This window comes from Ralstonia soli (assembly GCF_023955655.1).
GTDB classification, from domain to species: Bacteria; Pseudomonadota; Gammaproteobacteria; order Burkholderiales; family Burkholderiaceae; genus Ralstonia; species Ralstonia soli.
Window position 1 is genome coordinate 306,610 of record NZ_JAMXHT010000004.1, and the last position, 19,569, is coordinate 326,178.

Annotated in this window: 20 protein-coding genes; 11 read left to right on the forward strand and 9 right to left on the reverse strand. The window is 63.6% G+C overall.

Annotated elements, in window-relative coordinates:
• Window positions 1–9 precede the first annotated feature (9 nt).
• The 3 genes from NG900_RS11680 to ftsH all read left to right on the forward strand — a co-directional run bounded on the left by NG900_RS11680 (window position 10) and on the right by ftsH (window position 2,865).
• A complete protein-coding gene (locus NG900_RS11680) occupies window positions 10–510 on the forward strand; it encodes a lecithin retinol acyltransferase family protein (protein ID WP_252680332.1) in 501 nt (166 codons plus the stop codon).
• A gap of 43 nt (window positions 511–553) precedes the next feature.
• Complete coding sequence (locus NG900_RS11685) at window positions 554–775, forward strand: hypothetical protein (RefSeq protein ID WP_252680334.1); 222 nt, start codon at window positions 554–556, stop codon at window positions 773–775.
• A 155-nt stretch (window positions 776–930) separates the two neighbouring features.
• Window positions 931–2,865, forward strand: coding sequence for an ATP-dependent zinc metalloprotease FtsH (gene ftsH, locus NG900_RS11690; protein WP_252680901.1), 1,935 nt, complete (start codon window positions 931–933; stop codon window positions 2,863–2,865).
• 41 nt (window positions 2,866–2,906) lie between these two features.
• On the opposite strand, the gene NG900_RS11695 is transcribed toward ftsH, so the two are convergent.
• Complete coding sequence (locus tag NG900_RS11695; RefSeq protein ID WP_252680336.1) at window positions 2,907–4,193, reverse strand: erythromycin esterase family protein; 1,287 nt, start codon at window positions 4,191–4,193, stop codon at window positions 2,907–2,909.
• A 234-nt stretch (window positions 4,194–4,427) separates the two neighbouring features.
• Here NG900_RS11695 and NG900_RS11700 point away from each other — a divergent pair, with 234 nt between their 5' ends.
• Window positions 4,428–4,928: a BCAM0308 family protein gene (locus NG900_RS11700; RefSeq protein ID WP_252680338.1), complete on the forward strand. Its 501-nt coding sequence runs from the start codon at window positions 4,428–4,430 to the stop codon at window positions 4,926–4,928.
• Window positions 4,929–4,964: 36 nt separating this feature from the next.
• On the opposite strand, the gene NG900_RS11705 is transcribed toward NG900_RS11700, so the two are convergent.
• The gene (locus NG900_RS11705; RefSeq protein WP_252680340.1) at window positions 4,965–5,918 is read right to left on the reverse strand and encodes a 1-phosphofructokinase family hexose kinase; all 954 of its coding nucleotides are present in this window, start codon (window positions 5,916–5,918) and stop codon (window positions 4,965–4,967) included.
• Window positions 5,919–6,315: 397 nt separating this feature from the next.
• On the opposite strand from NG900_RS11705, the gene NG900_RS11710 reads away from it, so the two are divergent.
• Window positions 6,316–6,735, forward strand: coding sequence for a hypothetical protein (locus NG900_RS11710; RefSeq protein WP_252680342.1), 420 nt, complete (start codon window positions 6,316–6,318; stop codon window positions 6,733–6,735).
• Between the two features lie 121 nt (window positions 6,736–6,856).
• Window positions 6,857–7,150, forward strand: a complete 294-nt coding sequence (locus NG900_RS11715; RefSeq protein ID WP_252680344.1) for a hypothetical protein — start codon at window positions 6,857–6,859, stop codon at window positions 7,148–7,150.
• 65 nt (window positions 7,151–7,215) lie between these two features.
• Here NG900_RS11715 and NG900_RS11720 read toward each other — a convergent pair whose 3' ends face one another.
• From NG900_RS11720 to NG900_RS11735, 4 genes are read right to left on the reverse strand one after another with little or no spacing between them, the layout of a single operon-like run.
• Window positions 7,216–9,606, reverse strand: a complete 2,391-nt coding sequence (locus tag NG900_RS11720) for a serine hydrolase (protein WP_252680346.1) — start codon at window positions 9,604–9,606, stop codon at window positions 7,216–7,218.
• The gene (locus NG900_RS11725; protein ID WP_252680348.1) at window positions 9,561–10,823 is read right to left on the reverse strand and encodes a putative glycoside hydrolase; all 1,263 of its coding nucleotides are present in this window, start codon (window positions 10,821–10,823) and stop codon (window positions 9,561–9,563) included. Before NG900_RS11725 ends, NG900_RS11720 begins: the two co-directional genes overlap by 46 nt.
• Window positions 10,816–11,604 carry a polysaccharide deacetylase family protein gene (locus NG900_RS11730; RefSeq protein WP_252680350.1) on the reverse strand — a complete coding sequence of 263 codons (789 nt, stop codon included), beginning with the start codon at window positions 11,602–11,604 and terminating at the stop codon, window positions 10,816–10,818. Before NG900_RS11730 ends, NG900_RS11725 begins: the two co-directional genes overlap by 8 nt.
• A 41-nt stretch (window positions 11,605–11,645) precedes the next feature.
• Window positions 11,646–12,239 carry a rhomboid family intramembrane serine protease gene (locus NG900_RS11735; RefSeq protein ID WP_252680353.1) on the reverse strand — a complete coding sequence of 198 codons (594 nt, stop codon included), beginning with the start codon at window positions 12,237–12,239 and terminating at the stop codon, window positions 11,646–11,648.
• A gap of 179 nt (window positions 12,240–12,418) precedes the next feature.
• Here NG900_RS11735 and polX point away from each other — a divergent pair, with 179 nt between their 5' ends.
• From polX to NG900_RS11755, 4 genes are all read left to right on the forward strand, one after another.
• Window positions 12,419–14,167: a DNA polymerase/3'-5' exonuclease PolX gene (gene polX, locus NG900_RS11740; protein WP_252680355.1), complete on the forward strand. Its 1,749-nt coding sequence runs from the start codon at window positions 12,419–12,421 to the stop codon at window positions 14,165–14,167.
• A 114-nt stretch (window positions 14,168–14,281) separates the two neighbouring features.
• Window positions 14,282–14,662: a hypothetical protein gene (locus tag NG900_RS11745; protein WP_252680357.1), complete on the forward strand. Its 381-nt coding sequence runs from the start codon at window positions 14,282–14,284 to the stop codon at window positions 14,660–14,662.
• Between the two features lie 89 nt (window positions 14,663–14,751).
• Window positions 14,752–15,060: a hypothetical protein gene (locus NG900_RS11750; protein WP_252680359.1), complete on the forward strand. Its 309-nt coding sequence runs from the start codon at window positions 14,752–14,754 to the stop codon at window positions 15,058–15,060.
• Window positions 15,061–15,205: 145 nt separating this feature from the next.
• Window positions 15,206–15,523, forward strand: coding sequence for an HPF/RaiA family ribosome-associated protein (locus NG900_RS11755; RefSeq protein WP_252680361.1), 318 nt, complete (start codon window positions 15,206–15,208; stop codon window positions 15,521–15,523).
• A 31-nt stretch (window positions 15,524–15,554) separates the two neighbouring features.
• Here the strand turns inward: NG900_RS11755 and NG900_RS11760 are convergent, their stop codons facing one another.
• Genes NG900_RS11760 through NG900_RS11770 form a run of 3 tightly spaced genes read right to left on the reverse strand, consistent with a single transcriptional unit; the run spans window position 15,555 to window position 17,811 of the window.
• Window positions 15,555–16,043: a hypothetical protein gene (locus NG900_RS11760; RefSeq protein WP_252680363.1), complete on the reverse strand. Its 489-nt coding sequence runs from the start codon at window positions 16,041–16,043 to the stop codon at window positions 15,555–15,557.
• A gap of 29 nt (window positions 16,044–16,072) precedes the next feature.
• Window positions 16,073–16,726, reverse strand: a complete 654-nt coding sequence (locus NG900_RS11765) for a SagB/ThcOx family dehydrogenase (RefSeq protein WP_252680365.1) — start codon at window positions 16,724–16,726, stop codon at window positions 16,073–16,075.
• Window positions 16,727–16,773: 47 nt separating this feature from the next.
• The gene (locus tag NG900_RS11770; protein ID WP_252680367.1) at window positions 16,774–17,811 is read right to left on the reverse strand and encodes a zinc-dependent alcohol dehydrogenase family protein; all 1,038 of its coding nucleotides are present in this window, start codon (window positions 17,809–17,811) and stop codon (window positions 16,774–16,776) included.
• 127 nt (window positions 17,812–17,938) lie between these two features.
• Here NG900_RS11770 and NG900_RS11775 point away from each other — a divergent pair, with 127 nt between their 5' ends.
• On the forward strand, window positions 17,939–19,525 hold the full coding sequence (locus NG900_RS11775) for a bifunctional aminoglycoside phosphotransferase/ATP-binding protein (RefSeq protein ID WP_252680369.1): 1,587 nt from the start codon (window positions 17,939–17,941) through the stop codon (window positions 19,523–19,525).
• Window positions 19,526–19,569: the final 44 nt, after the last annotated feature.

A 19,569-nucleotide genomic window follows, 5' to 3' on the forward strand; every position in this document is an offset into this window, starting at 1 on the left:
GAGCGCGCCATGACCCGGAACATTGAAGCTTTCCCCGCGTGGAACGAGCCATACGACGTCACCGCATTCGGCACTGAGCTTCCTCTCGGCGCGCACCTTGTCGCAGAACGCAATGGCTACGAACACCACGGCATCTATGTCGGCAATGGGCAGGTGATTCATTACGCCGGATTCTCCCGTCGTCAACGGCGGGGGCCGGTGGAGCGCATCTCAATCCACTGCTTTGCATGCGGTTTTGCGGTAGCCATTCAGCGCGACACCAGCCCCTGCTATGACGGCGAAGAAGTGGCCCGCCGCGCCAGTTCCCGCCTGGGGGAGCGCAACTACAGGCTGCTGACCAACAACTGCGAGCACTTCTGCTCGTGGTGCCTGTTTGGAGAGTGCCGCAGCGCGCAGGTCGAGGCATGCCTGAAAAGCCCCATGCGGGCCGCCCGCACGCTCTTCAGGTTGATGTGGGTAGCGCTTTCCATCGAATGGCCGGCCGCGCAACCACGGGCGCAAACCGCATAACGCCAATAGCGCCGATAACCTCGATAGCGCCGGAGGACACACCATGGCCCCGCACCACACTTCACTGCGCGAGCTGGTCAACAAATGGTTTGACTTGAGCGACACGCCGCACCTGCGCTTCACCCGCCTGCATTGTCCCGGTGTGGATTGCGGCTGCGTGCGGGTGGAACTCACAACGTCGACCCGCCCGCTTGTCATCGTGTTCTTCCGTCACCAGCCGGGATGCTGGAGGTTGTTTCCGCCTTCGCACGTACGGCCGCGATAACCATGACACGCGGCACATTCTCTGATGGCTCACGCGACTTTCAGGCTTGTTGATCCGCATCAAACTCCGGGCCGGTGCAAGCGCGAACATCCATTGTCGATCGGGACGTTGGTTCAGGATCGCGACCCTGCGAAGGTGAACAAGTGAAAGAGAGCATCCAGCCTCGGCAGCAAAGGTTCTCGCTCTGGTACGCAGTCATCGCCGCGTTGAGCATGCTTGCGTTCCAGGCGCTGTTCATGACCGAGCAGGTCGATACGCTGCCCTACAGCGACTTCAAGCTCCTGCTGCACGCGGGCAAGGTCAAGGACGTCGCCATTGGCGAGCAGGACATCACGGGCACCTTCTCCACGGAAGGGATCGATGCGCTGCTGACGAAGCAGCAGGTTGATGACCTCCGCCGCGCAGGAAAAACCGACCATCCTTTCCAGACGCTGCGCGTAAATGACCCAGCGCTTGTGCAGGAACTGGAGACCGCCAAAGTGCGCTTCGTCGGTCGCCCGGACAACAAATGGTTGGCCACGCTCCTGTCGTGGGTCGTGCCCGCGCTCCTGTTCTTTGCGGTGTGGAACTTCCTGATCAGGCGCATGGGTGGCGCGGCCGCCGGGGGGCTGATGGAAATCGGAAAGAGCAAGGCCAAGGTCTACATGCAAAAGGAAACCGGCGTGACTTTTGCCGACGTTGCCGGCATCGATGAAGCCAAGGAAGAGCTTTCGGAAATCGTGAGCTTTCTGAAAGAGCCGCTGCGGTATCAGCTCCTGGGCGGCAGGATTCCCAAGGGCGTGTTGCTGGTCGGTGCGCCCGGTACGGGCAAGACCTTGCTTGCCAAAGCGGTAGCGGGCGAAGCCGCGGTCCCGTTCTTCAGCATGAGCGGGTCGGACTTTGTCGAGATGTTCGTGGGGGTGGGTGCGGCACGCGTGCGGGATCTGTTCAGCCAGGCCGAAACCATGGCGCCCTGCATCATCTTCATCGACGAACTGGACGCGCTGGGCAAAACCCGAGCGCTCAATCTGGTGGGTGGCAACGAAGAGCGCGAGCAGACGCTGAATCAGCTTCTGGTCGAGATGGACGGCTTTGACAGCAACAAGGGCGTGATCATCATGGCAGCGACGAACCGCCCCGAGATACTCGACCCTGCCCTGTTGCGGCCGGGGCGGTTTGATCGCCATATCGCACTGGACCGTCCGGACCTCAAGGGGCGCGAGCAGATTCTCAAGGTACACGCCAAGAACGTCACGCTCCGCTCGGATGTCGACCTCAGCAAGATCGCCGCGCGCACACCTGGCTTCGCCGGTGCCGACCTGGCCAACCTTGTCAACGAAGCGGCGCTCCTGGCCGCGCGCGAGGGCAAATCCGCCGTCGAGACCGTCGACTTTGACGAGGCATTGGATCGCATCGTGGGCGGCCTGGAGAAGAAGAACCGCGTGATGAATGCCAAGGAGAAGGAGACGATCGCCTACCACGAAGCCGGGCATGCCATCGTGGCCGAGTACCGGCCCCTGGCGGACCGCGTGTCCAAGGTCTCCATCATCCCAAGAGGGATCGCGGCCCTCGGCTATACGCAGCAGACGCCGACGGAAGACCGTTACCTGCTCAAGCACAGCGAATTGCTGGACCGGCTGGACGTGCTGCTGGGCGGTTATGTGGCGGAGCAGATCGTGTACCACGACGTATCCACCGGCGCACAGAATGATCTGCAACGCGCAACCGACATGGCCCGCCAGATGGTGACCCAGTTCGGCATGAGCAAACAGCTTGGTCTGGCCACCTATGAGCAGATGCCCAATCCACTGCTCTCCGGTGCGGGCTGGGCGCAGCACGAGCGCAAGGAATACAGCGAAGACACGGCTCGGCAGATCGATACGGAAGTCCGCAAGGTGCTGTCTGACGCCAGCGCACGCGTGACCGCCACCCTGGAGAGCCAGCGGGCCAAGCTCGAAGCGCTGTCGCGCCTATTGCTGGAGAAAGAGGCTGTCGACCGCCGCGACCTGGACATGATCCTCGCTGGCAACGTGACGCCCATGCTGCCTCCCAGATCAGAACCGGGCGCCGCGGCCGACATGGCGCAGTTGCCCGCGCACCAGCCGCACTGATCGATGGCCCATGGCAATGCGTGCGGATGAGGCACGTGGGCTCACGCTAACAGCGCCGTGCTCATAGGTTCGATGGCGGAGGTTTCGTTCAGATGGATAAGCGCATCAAACTGGGCGCCGATGGCTGCGTCAAAGTAGTGCGAGGCAAACTCGGTCTTCGGTAGGTAGAGCACACCGATTGCCCGTTCCAGAAGCGGCTCATGAAACGCGTCCGAAGCCGTATCGCCGAGTGGCAGGAAGAAGCGATCCAGCCCGGTGCTATGGAACAGATGTTCCCAGCTGTCGGGGCGCGCAGGCCGCACCCATTTCCGTTCGGGCTCGCCGCCCCACTCCGATGCCGCGCACACGTAGCCCGTGTAGGTGGTGAAGCCGACCAGCAATGCGGCCGCACCCACCTTCTCCCGCACGAGCTGCCCAAGGTTCCACTCGCGCCGGCGGACGGATTCCGTGGCCCGTGCGTCGCCCACGTGCGAGTTGTGTGCCCACACGACGACGCGCCCATGACCTCCACGGCGCTGCCGATACGCAGCTACGCTCAACAGCGTTTGCGCCATGTGCGCATCGCGCAGGTTCCACGTATTGACGCGATGCCCGAACGATTCCCGGTAGTAGGCCTCGGCATTGACGACGACGATGGCGTTTTGCTCGGCGAAGAAATGCGAGTCGATAGCTGCAATGCCATCCTGCTCAATGAGCCTCGCCTCGCTTGCCCGAAGCTGCTGAAGTTGCTCGATGACTTCGCGTTGCGCCGGCAACCTCAGACCTGCGGCCGCTTCGTAGCCGTACGTCATCGGCTCCCGCACATGATCGAGCGCCGCATAGTGCATGCGCGCCACTGCGGCCTGATCCGGATCGGCCTTCTGCAGGTATTCGATGACCGCCTCAGCCGAGCGGTACAGGCTATACAGATCCAGCCCATAAACGCCCACGCGTTCCGAAGCGGCGAGCGCCGAGTTGTGATCACGAAGCCAGGTGATGAAGTCGAGCACTTCCTGATTGCGCCACATCCACTCGGGAAACCGGTGGAAATCGCCCAGTGCCTCGGCAGACGTGTCCGCGCCCTCACCCTGGACGTAGCGGTTGATGCGCCACACGTCGGGCCAGTCACCCTCGATGGCGATGGCGTCAAAGCCGCCTTGCACAATCAGTTGCCGGGTGATGTCGGCGCGTGTCTGGTAGAACTCGCGTGTTCCGTGCGTCGCCTCGCCCAAGAGGGCGTAGCGCTTGTCGCGCGCCATCTCCAGCAGGCGTTCATAGTCGGCAGCGCCGCCCGTGAGGCGGCTGGCCGCTTCGCGTACACCAAGAAACGGGGTGAGAGGCGCAGACATGGTCGGTGGACTCCAACGGGCGCAACGGCGGTATCTGCAGTCTATGCAGCACCACCGCGCGTTGATTGCGCTATCGCAAGCGACGGGCCACCCGGCGGGATACATACAGCGCCAAGACTTGATGCAGCCCAAACCGCGGCACGCTACGGCGGATATTCTGAAAACGACCCACCGCCTGCCGCGCCGACTGCGCTATGGAGCGGGCCGGACGAACGTCCCTACCAAGGAGTCAACATGAAACAACGTTCTCAATCCGAACGAGTACGGCCCGCACGCTGGAGCCCATTTGCCGTTGAGCCAATCCACAACCGGTATCGGGAGCCCGACAAGGCGCCGGCAGCAAGCCGCTGCCCGGTGTGCGGGGCCGTCTACCTCAAGGGCCGCTGGCTTTGGCGCAATCCTCCTCCCGGTGCGGCCACGCTGGTCTGCTCGGCATGCCAGCGCGCCGCCGACCAGATGCCAGCAGCGCGCATCCATCTTTCGGGCGAATTCGAAGCCGCCCACCGTGAAGACATTCTTACGCTCGCGCGCCACCGCGAGGCGGATCTGCGTGCCGATCATCCGATGGAACGCATCATGACTGTCGAAAGCACCGCCGACGGCACCGACATCCTGACGACAGGGTTCCACCTTGCGCGCGACATCGGCCACGCGATCCACCACGCATTCCACGGCCGGCTGACATTCGACTACGGCAATGCTGAAACCGAACTGCACGTGAATTGGAGTCGCTAGGGCCCCGGCCGATTGCCTGGCCCACAGGATGAATGCTCAACCGTGTGCAACCACGGCTTGCGACAACGAAACCTCTCGGTAGCACTGCGCGATCTCGGCGGCGCTGCCGAGTTCGGTACCGGCATGGCTCAACGCTGCGGCAGCGGCAGCCATGCCGTATCGGAACGCCTCCAGCATGCCGGCATTCCGGTTAAGCGCCCATACCATTGCGCCCACGAAGCTGTCGCCCGCCCCGATGGTGCTGAGGATTGACGTCGCAACAGCACCCGAGCGAACAACCTCCTCCTGCGTGACAAGCAGGGCTCCGCCTGCACCGAGGGTGAGCGCAACCACCTGCGCGTGTCCCCTGCGGACGATCTCCAGTGCAGCCTCTATGCAATGGGCGTCCAACTCCAGTGCCTGCCCAGTCAGTTGCCGAAGCTCGTTGAAGCTTGGCTTGATCAGGTAGGGCCCGTGCGGCAGCGCAGCCCGCAACGGCGGACCCGAGGTATCCAATACGACGCGGGTACCGCGCGCCTTGGCCATATCGATAATGCGCGCATAGAAATCCTCCGGAACCCCGGGCGGCAGGCTCCCGCTCAGCACGAGATAGCGCGGCGCGGGTTGTAGCGCATCAAGGCAATCCAGGCAACGCTGCCATTCCGACTTCGAGACGGACGGCCCGGGCATCACGAACCGGAATTCGCGGTGGGTCGAACTTTCCGTGACGGAAAAATTCTCCCGCGTCTCGCCTTCGATTTGCAGGGCGGTGAACGGCAAGCCCTCTGCCGCCAGCAGACGCGCCAGTCGTTGCGCTACAGGTCCACCGGCAAGGTAGAGGGCCAGGCAATCGCCGCCGAGGCGTTGAACCACGCGGGCGACGTTGATGCCGCCGCCTCCAGGGTCGATGCGAGCCGGCGCGCAGCGCATCTTGTGCGTATCGGTTATCCGCTCCACCGACGTGGCGATATCGATTGCGGGATTGACCGTGAGCGTGACGATTTCCGGCATTGCACACCTCCAGGGATCACGATGGACCGCACGAAAACTGCCGGCACACCCGCTCGCAGCACCGGCAAGCGATGCGGCCATCTGCACCACTCCGTGGCCTCCGTGCGGATGCATCCATGCTAGTCGCCATCGTTCTGCGGGCGTTGATCGGCATCACGCTACAGGCGCGCAGACGCGATCTCCCAGCATAGGCAGCTAACCGCCGCAGGACAGCCGCCCCATCAGGAGAGCGCCCTACGCCAATCCAGAAGCTTGCCTCAGGTCAATTCGGCCTATAGCGAAATGCCTACCCTGCGGAGATATCCGCTGCGATTTGTTCTTCCTCCCGCCCATTGTCCAACCGGAGCCCGTGATGCCCCAGCCTACTGATGCAGCCTGCCACCTCGCCTGCGCCACCATGCGCGATGCCAGCCGCGCGGCCCAGTTCTTCGTCGATACCCAGCTTCAGGCCGCACGCCTTCGCGTCAAGATGGCGGAAGCCGCGCTGGAGAATCTGCGCCAGCTGGAGAGCCAACTCGATGCCGCCAAAGACTGGAGCACGCTGGCCTCTGCGCAGAGCGCCTATATGAAGCTGCAATCCAATCAAAGCGCAAACGCACTTCGCCAGTGGACTGACTTCGTCAATGGCGCACAACGGTCTTATCTGAGCCAGGTGACGGCGTGGAACGATCAGTTCAAACATTCGCCCGGGACGGCTGCTTCGCCCGCGCCACTGTTGACCGGATCGCTCAGTGCCTGGCAGACGTTGCTCGGCACGTTCAACGTGATCGCAGCGTCGGCTACTGAAGCTAGAACGCCGTCATCAAGATGCGCTTGACCGCTGTCAATGACGATTTCTGACGACTTTCTATTCTGAAGATGGCCGTCTGCCAACAGCGCGTTGGGTACGACGGGCTTCGACTCAACGATGTCTTTCAGATTGCCTTCAGGAGCACAACATGCGTAGAACACTGGTAATGACACTGCTTTTTGCCGCCGTCACGGCAGCCGCTTCGGCGTACGCAGAAAGTCAGCCGGGGGCAGCACAGAACAGTGTCGCGGAAAGGGCCGACAAGATTGATCCCTACACGGACGGTGCCGCGCAGGCCAAACGCGATCCGTACACAGAGGGTGCGAGACGCGGCAAGTTTGATCCGTACACAGAGGGCGCAAAGGGCAAACGCGACGCCTATACAGACGGTGGCAGCCAAGACAAGGGCAAGGCCCGGACAGCCGACGATCAGTCGAAGTAGCACCATCTGAGACGACTTGTCGGAGGCCGTAAAGCTGCGAGAAAAGACACGGCTTCCGATCCCCGTCAGTACAACAGATATGCCGCCCGCTGCGAAAGAAAGGCGTCAACCTGGGCCATGTAGACACGCTCGATTGCGTCCAGCGACACGCCATCACGCAGCATGGCCCAGACAGTCTCCGACCCGACGGACGTGCGAATGGCCTCGAGCTTGAAATGCTCCGGATAGCGCTGCGACAGCACGCGGGCCAACGCCAGACCAATGCGGCCGGGGTGCGTCAGCGTTGACGTCCGGTGGATTGCCACACCCGAGCAGGAGCGCCCTTTGTACGGCCCTTCTGCAGGAACGAAATGGATGGGCGCATAGGTGGCGCCAGTGTCCAGCGCATTGAGATCTCGCGCTAACGCGACGCCATCGATCCACGGCGCGCCGACCATGCCAAACGGTGCCGACGTTCCCCTGCCCACGCTGATGCTGGCGCCTTCGATCAATCCCACATCGGGGTAGCGCTCCAAGGCGGCGAAATCGTGCAGGTTGGGTGACGGCGGAACCCAGCCGAGCCCGGTGTTGGCAAAGCGCATTGCGCGGTTGTACTGCTTCATGGCCACGACGTGCAACGTTGCGCCGATGTGCAACTGGCCGTTCAGGAACCCGGCGAGTTCTCCGATCGTCATGCCGTGCACGAGCGGCAACGGCACGTAGTTCGTCAACGAGCGGTCCGCCGTATCCGACACCGGGCCGCCCACCAGATCCCCACCCAACGGATCGGGCCGGTCCAGCACCAGCACCGGGATACGGGCTTGAGCAGCGGCTTCCAGCGTTGCCCCAAGCGCTGCGAGATAGGTAAAGAAACGTACGCCCGCGTCCTGGAGGTCAAACACCAGCACGTCAACATCGGCCAGCGCGCTGCGCGGTATGCCCTTGCTGGTGCCGTACATGCTGTGGACGACCACCTTGGAACGTCTGTCGACGGTGTTTCCGAAAGGCGCATCGAGATCGGTGCCGATACCGTGCTCCGGCGCAAAGATGGCACGCAACCGCACACCCGGCGCCTGGGCAAGCACGTCGATGGTGCGCCGGCCCTGGGCGTCGAAACCGCTGCGGTTTGTGACCAAGCCGACACGCTTGCCGACAAGCGGTGCGAATCCGCCGGCTTCCAATACGTCGATGCCGGAGCGTACTGGGCCAATCGCTGCGGGTAAGCGGCCGCCGGCACGGATGACGGCCTCCGCCATGGTTGGCGCGCGTACGGCAATCTGCTCGGCTGAGAGCAGCGGCGCCGTGCTCGATACCAGATTCAGCACGGCCTCTCGCAGCGGCATGGCGTCACCCCGCTCCTCCGGATACAGCCGGCTCGTGAGCACGATGACGAATCGGCGCGTGACCAGGTCGATCCACAACCCCGTACCGGTGTAACCCAGGTGCTGCAGGAGCCCGGCGCGCGGAGTGCGATAGCGGTTGGGAACCAGCGGCGCCTGGACTTCCCATCCCAGCGTGCGCGTGCCCTCCACTGCAGTCGAGCTGTCTGGCGTCAACAGTTCGGCCACGCTGTCCGGCTGCAAGATGCGGCGACTCCCGATGCGGCCACCATTGAGAAGCATCCTGGCAAACAGCGCAAGATCATCGGCGGTGGAGAACAGCCCTGCATTGCCGGATACGCCACCCAGCGCCGCGGCCGTCGGGTCATGTACGTTGCCGCGAAGCCATCGCCCATTGCGGATGATGGTTGGGGCAATGCGAGCGGCCGACATGCGGCCGGGCCGAAATGCGGTGTCGCGCATGCCGAGCGGGCGAAAGATGGACTGCGCGCACCATGCGTCCAGCCCAAGCCCACTGACATGCCGGACGATCTCGCCCAAGGCAACGTAGTTGAGATCGCTGTAAATGACACGGTGCCCCGGTTCGTCAATCGGCGGCATGACCTCAATCACGTGAAGCACCGTCGCGCGGTTGCGGAATTCCGATTGCGCCGCCAAGCCAGGCGGCAGGCCGGAGGTGTGGTTGAGCAACTGCCTCACCGTGATGCGCGCTTTGCCTCCGTCCGCGAAGGCCGGCCAGTATCGACCAGCCGGGGCATCCAGCTCCAGGCGCCCGCGCTCCGCCAGTTGCAATACCGCCGTGGCCGTGGCAACCGCTTTGGTCAGCGAGGCCAGATCGAAGATCGTGTCCTCGGTCATCGGCTCGGTGGTGGGTCCGATAGCTCGCCGGCCCAGCGCGATACGCTCGCGCACCCCATCGGCATCACCGATGACGACGACCGCTCCGGCAACGTTGGCATCGGCAATCTGCGCGGACACCACGGCTTCGAGTTCACGCATCGGCACCGGCGTACCCAGCGGTGCATCGCTGGCGGCATGCTCGGCGTGCGCGGTGGGCACCCAGATCAGCAGGGCCACAGCCAGCACCACGACTATCGCGGCAAATTGGCCGGGGCGTAGCGGTTGCGTGCGTTCCATAACATCCACCCGTTGGTGCCCTCAGCATCGGCGGCCTCGACCTGGGCGCGGATCATCTCGGCGTTGAACTCGCGATGATCGAAGGCATAGTCGCGAAACGCCTGTAGCCAAGGCCGGAACCGCACCCCCGGCAAGCCAGTGCGCCGCTTCGCTTCGGCCAAGGAACGCGCAACGATCTCGCCCGGCCGCTCAGTAGGCTTTCTGCAGCCGGGCAATCCCCACGTGAACCCGGAGGGATAGAGCATCGGCGAGATGTAGTCGACCACCGCGCCCAGCGTTTCGATCTGCTGCCCGATTGCCGTGTCGTCGGTGTTCCAGCAGACGTAGCCGAAAATATCAGCCGCCAGATAGATGTTGTACGCGCGCAGTCGCTCTCGTGCCTGTGCAAGAAAACCGGTGATGGCCGCCACCCGGTGCGCCTGCGTGTTGGCTTGATGAAACTGCAGGCCATTGGCGTCTGGAAAGCGCAGATAGTCGAACTGGATTTCATCGAACCCGAGCCTGGCAGCTTCTTCCGCCACATCGAGTGCGCTGCCCCACGCCGCTTCGACACTGGGGTCGATCCAGCGTTGGCCTTCGCCATCACGCCAGACGTCTCCAGCGCGATCGCGAACCGTCCATTCGGGATGCGCCTCGGCCAGGCGGTCGTCCTTGAAAACAACGATGCGGGCGATCAGATACAGACCCCGTGAACGGAGTTGCCGGACCAGGGCGGCAAACCTGGCAGTGCGGGCCGCACGGTTTTCCGGTTCGCGGGCCGCGCCCACCGCCACGCGGGCGGCACTCGGATAAGGCGTGTCCCCTCGATCGCCTTTCATGTCGATCACGAGCGCGTTGATGGCCGTCGCACCTTGAAGCGCAACGGCCGCGTCACGCAAGACCTGGCTCGATACGCCCTGCACGGACAGATAGACCGCGCGGGGCTTGATCGGCTTGAGCAGAATCTCGAAGGCAGCCTTCCCGCTCTCCAGCGGCAGTTCCGCGCGTGCATAGCCAGGAGCACGAACGCTGACCGTTGCGTGTGCACCCAAAGCCGATTCGGGAATGGCCACCCGGCCGGCGGCGTCGGTCGTCCGGCTCTGGCCCTCGACCAGGGTGATCGCACCTTCTATGGGGGTGTGGCTGTGGGCGTCCACCACCCTCAACTCTGTCGCACCGGCAAGTCCCGCGCAACCGAGCCACACTGCCGCAAACCAAAGGCACAGGCGGCTACTCATGATCGCCCTCGGCAGCCTTGAGAAGATTCGTCATGCATCGTGCTCCACAACCGTCGGTAATCAGGTATCGCGGCAGTGCCATCGCAGGCAGACTCTTTTGCAGCGGTTGCGCGTCCAGCGTAAATCCCGCGGTATAGCCTTCCTCGCGCGCCATGCGCTCAAGCTCCGGATCGTGGATCCCGAACGGCCACGCCAACACATGCACCGGAGCGCCGACCTCCGCCTCGATACGCACCTTCGCGCGCCGCAATTGATCGCGGGCGAACTTGGAAAAGTCCTCCGTGCTTCGATGCGCCTGCTCCACCCGGAAGTTCGGATGCCAGTAGGTGTGAGACTGCACATCAAACTGGCCGGTGCCGGCGAGCTCACGCAATTGCGCCCAGGTCATTGCATACGAGGCATTCGAGATCGCAGACGGGTACACAAACAACGTCACGTGAATCGCGCGGCCACGCAGCGCTGGCCACAACGTGGCATACACCGACCGATGGCCGTCATCCACGGTGATGGCGACCGCCCTCGCAGGCAACGCATCCTGCTTGCCCTCATGCCAGCTGAGGATGTCCGCCAGCGGCACGACGCGATAGCCGGCTGCCTCGATCGCATGCAAATGCGCTTCGAATGTCTGCATGCGGACCGTCATGGTGCTGTCCACCGTGGAGGCAAACCGGTGGTACACGAGCACCACCACACGGCGCTCCATGGTGGGCAGCTCAGCGTTGGCACTGGGGCACCCAACCATCAGCAACGCCCAGCACAACAAGAAGACCACCGTGCTCATCAACCGAAGCTCCCAAGGAAAGACGCGCATTCCTCGCAGCCCTATGACTCGCGCGCGGTGCCACGCAACCAATGCCAAAGCAACAGCCCACTGCCCGCCATGCCGCCCAGATGCGCAAAGTGCGCCACATCGCTTTCGGTACCGCTTACGCCGAGCGTCAGCTCGATGACCGCATAGAGCGTTGCAAATACCCAGGCTGGCATCGGGATGGGCGGGATCAGTGGAACGATCGTGCGATTCGGAAACAGAACGGCATAAGCGAGCAGCAACCCAAACACCCCTCCGGAAGCGCCAATGACCGGGCCCGACGGCAGGACACCCAGGCCCGTGCAGATGACCTGCGCGAGCGCAGCGCTCAAGATGCTGGACAGATAGAGCAGCCACGTGCGCCGGGCACCCACGGTGCGCTCCACGTCGCGTCCGAACATGTAAAGCCCCAACATGTTGAGCGCCAGATGCGCGCCATTTGCGTGCAGAAAGGCGTATGTCAGCGGTTGCCACGGCATGAACGCGCCGCCCATGCCATCTGCGGAGGCAGCGGGCGGCCACAGGGCGAAGCTACGCAGCAGTGCGTCGCCGGCGAAGATCTCCGCAACGAACACCGCCACGTTGATAAGGATGAGCAGCCGGACCATGAAAGCACCTCGGTTCTGTGCTCACGATACGGCTGCATGCGTTTGCCGGGTTGATCTCGCGCAACCAGGGTCAACGGTGTGTCCCGATCCTGCAAAGCCACGCGTTCGTTTGATGTGCCGCAAGACGCGCGCGCAGCCAGGTGAAACCATGGAGCAACGCGCACGCAGGAGGATGCCCCATGCCCCTGGCTGCTTCCTATCAAAACCCGGCGAACCAGGCCATCGCCGCGATCTTCAACGAGATTGCCGACCTGCTCGAGGTTGAGCAGGCCAACCCGTTCCGGGTGCGGGCCTACCGCAATGCCGCACGTCTAGTCGAAGGCATGACCGAAGGCGTTGACGCCATGCTGGCACGCGGTGCCGATTTGACCGCGTTGCCGGGTATCGGAACCGACCTTGCGGCAAAGATGCGCGAGATTGTCGAAACGGGCACCTGCGCCATGCTCGCACGCGTGCGCACCGAGGTGCCGCCGTATGTCGTTCAGCTTCTTCAGTTGCCCGGGCTGGGGTCAAAGCGTGCGCGTATTCTCCAGCACGAACTGGGAATCACCTCATTGGACGAACTGGCCCGGGCCGCAGCGGCGCACCGCATCCGCGAGCTGCATGGCTTTGGCGCACGAAGCGAATCGCGTTTGCTTGAGGCCCTCAATGCGCACCTGGCCCGCGATCGCCGTTATGGCCTGGCGATCGCCAAGCCGTGTGCCGACGCCTTGACGCGTTATCTGATGGCCAGCGGGTTGATCGACCGGCTCGTGGTCGCAGGCAGCTACCGAAGGGGGCGAGACACCGTCGGTGACCTGGACCTGCTCATCACAGGCAAGAACCGCGCACAGATCGTCGATCATTTCGTGCACTACAAGGAGGTCGCCAATCGCATCTCGGCCGGGCCCACTCGCGCCAGCGTCGTCCTGAAGAACGGCATGCAGGTGGACCTGCGGGTGGTGCGTGCCGACGCTTTCGGCGCAGCGCTGGTGTATTTCACCGGCTCGAAACCCCACAACATTGCCCTGCGCAAGCTGGCACAGGCGCAAGGGTTGAAGATCAGCGAGTACGGCGTTTTCCGGGGCAAGGAGCGCATCGCCGGCCAGACCGAGGCCTCGGTCTACCAGGCAGTCGGATTACCGTGGATCGCCCCGGAGTTGCGCGAAGACCACGGAGAGATCGACGCCGCACGCTCAGGCACGCTGCCGCTCCTGATTGAAGAGCGCGACATCAAAGGGGATCTTCATGTCCACACATCCGCCAGCGATGGAACGGCCAGCCTTGAAGTCATGGCGGCGCAGGCGCGCTTGCGCGGTTATCAGTACGTGGCGGTGACAGACCATTCGCCCCGGATTGCTGTCGCACACGGGCTGACGGCCGAGCGCCTGGCCGCGCAAGCCGATGCCATCGACCGTTTCAACGCCGAACACGAAGGTTGGCCCGTACTGCTCAAAGGCGTCGAGGTCGACATCCTGGAGGACGGCTCACTGGATCTGCCCGACGCGGTGCTGGGCCGTCTGGATCTTGTTGTCGGGGCCATTCATAGCCACTTCAACCTGCCGGTCGCGCAGCAAACGGCCCGCATTCTTCGTGCGATCGACCATCCGCACTTCAGCATCCTCGCCCACCCTTTGGGCCGGTTGATCGGCGAGCGCAACGCCTGCAACGTGGACCTGAAGCGGGTCCTGACAGCGATTGCGCAGCGCGGTTGCTACGTCGAGGCCAACGCCCAGCCCACGCGGCTGGATCTGTCCGACTATGGCTGCCGCCTGGCAAAGATGGAAGGCGTGCTGGTGAGCATTGCTTCCGACGCGCACAGTCCCGCCGACCTCGCGAACATGTCCCTTGGGGTAACGCAGGCTCGCCGCGCGTGGTTTGGACAGACTGACGTACTCAATACCCGCCCGCTCGACGCGCTGCTTACGCTGTTGAAGCACACCATGTAGCGCGTGGTCTTGTTCAAGGCATTCGCAGGCGGGGTCAAGGTTTGCTCTCGATCAAATGCACTTGCGCGCGATCTCGTAGATTGAGGCTAGGACAGCATCTGCACGGAGCGCATCATGATGGCCACCCAACATGCCAGTCATCAATCCAGGCACGGTGCGCCGAGCCACAATGCCAACGGCGACCCTGTCGCGCGTACGCTTCTGTCGCGATCCGGTATTCCCATCCTTACCGATTGCGCGCTCGCCGTCTTGGCAAGAACGGCTACGGGCTGGTTTGCGCCGTCTCTGGCGCAGCGTCTTTGCGTCAGCGTTGCGCATGGGCGTGTTCACCTGGCCGGGCACATCGACGACGCCCGCCCCATGGCCGGCCTGAAGACCGCACTGCTACGGCTCCCGGGTGTCGCCGGGCTGGACCAGATCATCACCGTCGATGCGCGGCGCTCGCCCGCCGCGCACGTCGCCCCCGTGCGTTCACGCCGTTTCCTGCCCGGATAGCCGGAGGAACTACCATGCAAACGGCACGCTTCTGCAAAGCGCCTTGCCCATGCCCGCGTGCAGCGTTCGATCCGGCGTGCCCCGGGTCGATGGAAGACATCCTGCGCGCGTACGCGGTGCTGTTCTGGTTCAACTTCTATCTCAGATGCCCGGATTTTCCAATCACTGACGGCATGTTTCCGCTGCAGCCGGATGTTCGCCGAACGTATCTGCAAGTCCAATCGAAGGTCTTTGCACACTGGGCCACGGCGGCCAACCGAATTGGCATCAGCACGGCCAGATTCCGTGAGGCCTGCGCGACTGTGCGTGCTCCTTGGATAGGACCGGGCGACCCACTGCGCAAGTGCCGCTCCCGAGCGGGCGTTCTGGCCGGTTGCCCGCAGCTGGATCTCGACTGAGCGCAACCTCGCTCCAGTCCGTGTCAACCCAGCAGCATGCCGACCCTGTCCGAGGAGTTGATCCAGGTCAACAGGCCCAAGAACAGCCGACACAAGAATGAACGCATCGACCTGCACACCACAACCAGACAACCGGAGCCCGACCATGAGCCTGCCCGTCGACATCTCGTTCCAAGGTGTTCCGCATTCCAAAGCCGTTGAAGAAGCGGTGGTCAGCCGCGCGAGTCGCCTGACGCATATTCGCGACGACATCATGCGCTGCCGCGTCAGCGTGGCACTCGGGGGGAAGCATCAACACCAAGGCAAACCGTTCGATGTCCACGTCCATGTGTTCACGCCGCGCCAGACCCATGTTTCGAGCAACACCTCTCATGAGGACCCGTATACCGCGGTTCACGAGGCCTTCACGCACGTGGAGCGGATGCTTGTGGAAAGCAACGGCAAACGCCGCGCCAAATCTTGACGCGGCGGGGGCCAGTCGATACGGCCTGATGTCATTGCGCTGTCGTCGGGTTCGCACCGGTGCGAGAACAGCCGCGCTTGCACAGCAGCCATTCTTCAGCACCGGGCACGACACGCAACCGTACGACGGCATCAACCGGCTGCGTGGTTGCCCGAAGCGCGAAGGACTGCATCACGCCCCGATACGCCGCGGTGATCTGGTAACGCCCGTGCGGCAGCCTCATATACAACAGTGGACCTTCCGTGCGCACGCGCAGACGTAGCATCCCACGGTCATCCGCAACCGAAACATCCACATCCGATAGCGCCTCGCCGGTTTTTGCATCGACCACGTTCAGCCGCACATTGAATCGACCGGCCATTGCATGCATGGCGTCGCGCTCGTCACGCCCAATGCCGCCCGAAACATAGGCGATGTCGTTCTGGAAGCGGACCTCCGGTGCCGCCGCGATGTCCGGCCCGGCTGCCGTGGCTTGCGTGCCAGCGGTCAAAGCCAACGCGGCAAGCACGCCGCACAGCAACGGGAGTTTCGTCTGCTTCATCGCACACCTCACCGCGTGGGGACCGGCCGCCCCACCGTTTGCGCCAGCACCGGCACCTCGTCTTCATTGAGCGACAGGGCTTCTGCCAGAAGACGCTGGTTGAGCCAGCCGCGCACAACGCAGCCCAGCCCCACCGAGGCGCAGTACAACGAAACGTTCTGCGAGATGGACCCCGCCGCAACGCCGGCAAAGGTTTCGCGCAAGGCTTCGGGCATCTGGTCGGCACGCGCGTGGTTCACCACGTACACCAGATCCAGCGGCGCCTTGCCGACAAAATCCTGATACCCGGTCAGATTGCGCGCGTCCACGGCGTGCTTGAGCCGCAGCCGGTGCGCCCCAGGCTCGTATTGGTACACGCCTTCAGGCAATGCAACGTAGATATCGATCTCGTTCAAGCCATGCGCTGAAGGTGCAGTGCGCCCGCCTGTTTCCGGCCGGTTGATGCCATCTGCGGCCCACAGCAACTCGCTCAGTTGCTGGAGTGACAGCGGCGTGGGTGCAAACTCCCGCACGCTCTGCCGCTTGGTCAGCGCACCAATCAGCGTGGTGTCGCCATCCAGCAGCGGTGGCGCCAGCGCTATGGTTGCCGGCGCGGCATGTGACGTCGGCTTCGGCAACACGTGTTGCACAGGGTCATAAGACAGGAGCATTGCCTCGCTCATGGTGTCCACCTCACAAGACTGAAGATCCATTCGATATGCGCGACCGCCTATGCGGAGATGATCACCTTGAGTGCCTGCGTCTTCGCGGCATTGCGGAAGGTGTCGTAGGCGGTGAGGATGTCGTCGAGTTTGAACCGGTGTGTGATGAGTTGGCCCGGCAGCAGCTTCCCCGCACGTACCGTTTTCAAGAGCATCGGCGTGCTGACCGTATCCACCAGCCGCGTGGTGATGGCGATGTTCTGGCTCCACAGCGTTTCCAGGTGCAGGTCGGCCTTGACGCCGTGCACACCAATGTTCGCGATCACGCCGCCGGCCGCCACCAGTTCCTGGCACAACTCGAAGGTCGCAGGCACGCCCACCGCCTCGATCGCACAATCGACACCCACGCCATCCGTCAGCCCCTTCACGGCAGCCACCGCGTCCTGGCTGGAGACGTCGATGCAAGCCGTCGCACCCAGCCGACTGGCGACTTCCAGCCGAGCAGCGTTCGTATCGATCATGATGATTTGCGCCGGGGAGTAGAACTGGGCCGTCAACAATGAGGCCAGCCCGATGGGCCCCGCTCCGACAATCGCCACGGAATTGCCCGGCTGCACGCGGCCATTGAGCACGCCGCACTCGAATCCGGTCGGGAAGATGTCCGAGAGCATGACCAGTGCCTCCTCATCGACACCCGGCGGCAGCTTGTAGAGGCTGGTCTCCGCGTGCGGAATCCGGACGTACTCGGCCTGCACGCCATCGATGCGATGGCCCAGGATCCAGCCGCCCGTCTCGCAGTGCGAATACATGCCGCGCCTGCAGTTCGCGCACTTGCCGCACGATGAAATGCAGGAGATCAGCACGTGGTCACCCGGCTTGAGCGATGTCACGGCCGCACCGACCGATTCCACCACGCCTACGCCTTCGTGCCCGAGCGTGCGCCCCGGCTCGCAGGTCGGGACGTCGCCTTTGATGATGTGCAAGTCAGTGCCGCAGATGGTCGTCAAGCTGACGCGTACCACCGCGTCGCCGGGCGCCTGCAGTTCCGGTTTCGGCTTGTCGGCCAGCGTAATCTTGCCGGGGCCTTCGTAGACGAGCGCTTTCATGGAAGTCACCCAAGAGAATGATGACTCCATGCTAGGCAAGCGCCCTGCGCGGACGTTGATCTGCGTCAGGGCACCCGGTACCGGCCGAGCGATATTGAGCATTCGTGTCAGGAGGAGAAACCCGCGCATGGCCGAGCAAGCCCTCCCCACCCCATCCGCACGGCCGGCTCAAGCCCTGCTCGCCGGCATGCTTGAGGCGGCTGCGTATTCACACCCAGCCGCCGATCTGCAGATGATCGAAACCCATCTGTCGTGGGTATTCCTGGCCGGCGACTTTGCGTACAAGGTGCGCAAACCAGTCAAGCTCGACTTCGTGGATTTTTCGTCCCTCGCTGCGCGGCAAATCGATTGCGAGGAGGAATGCCGCCTCAACCGCCGCCTTGCCCCTGCGCTGTACCTCGGCGTGGTGCCCATTACGCAGGACGCTGCCACGGGCGCCATCCACGTTAACGGGCAAGGCCGCCCAATCGACTATGCGGTCCGCATGCGCCGCTTCGCCCAGCATGACGTTTTGAAAGCAAGAGCGGACGATGGGCGCCTTGGTCCCCAAGACATGGATGCCCTGGCCGACCTGATCGCCGACTTCCACGCAACCGCGCCGGTTGCCACGCCGTGCGCGGACGATGGAATGCCGGCAAGCATCCGGCGCACGCTTGAGGACTGCGCCGCGGGGGTCATTGCGTTGAGCCGGGAACCCGCTGCGGCGAGCGCGGTGTCGTTGCTTCGTCAGCATGCAGACCGCCTCGAAAGCGCCTTCACCTCTCGTCGGCGCACCCGTCACATCCGCGAATGCCACGGCGACCTCCACCTCGGCAACATCGTCTTGATCGGCGAACAGCCCACGCCGTTCGATTGCCTGGAGTTTTCACTGCGGCTGCGGTGGATCGACACCATGTACGACACCGCCTTCCTGTTCATGGACCTTCTCGCCTCGGGTCTGCATGGACTGGCGTATCGCCTGATCAACCGGTATCTGGAACGAAGCGGCGACTACGGTGGGTTGGCGGTCCTGCCCTTTTACGCAGCGATGCGCGCATTGGTGCGCGCCCGTGTGCTGCTGGAGCGTGCACATCAGCTGGAAGGCGCACCTGAGCGGGCTGCAGCGCCTCGGGACGAGGCTCGCCAGATGCTCGATCTGTCGCGCGAGCTGCTCTGCAGAAACGACGCGTGCATTCTCCTCATGCACGGTCTTTCCGGCAGCGGAAAATCCACCCGTGCCGCGCAGCTTGCGGAGGCGGAAGGCATGATCCGCGTGCGCTCCGACGTCGAACGTCAGCGCAACCGGTATGCCAATGCTGCCGACCGCTACACGCCGAGCGCGGTGGAGCGAACCTACCGGCGCCTTGCGGCCATCTGCAGGGTGGGTGTGGAGGCTGGTTTTCCGATGATTGCGGATGCCACCTTTCTGGCCGAGCACCAGCGCAGGCGGTTTTTCGTGCTCGCGCGGCGGTGGGGCGTAACGGTCGGCATTGCCGACTGCGTGGCCGATGTCGACACGCTGCGCACGCGCATCCGCGCTCGCATGCGCACCGGGCTCGATGCCTCGGAAGCGGATTTGCGCGTGCTGGATGCGCAGATCGCCACACAACAACCGCTCGGCGTGGAGGAGCGGGCGCATGTCATCCCTGCCGGAGCGCATCGGGTGTTGCCTGATGTCAGAAGCATGCAAAGCCCCGATGCCCAACATGTTGGCGTAGGCAATCAAGCACCCTGAAGCCATGCACGGGCGTGACGGCGTTTCGCGCGCGCCCGCCAACT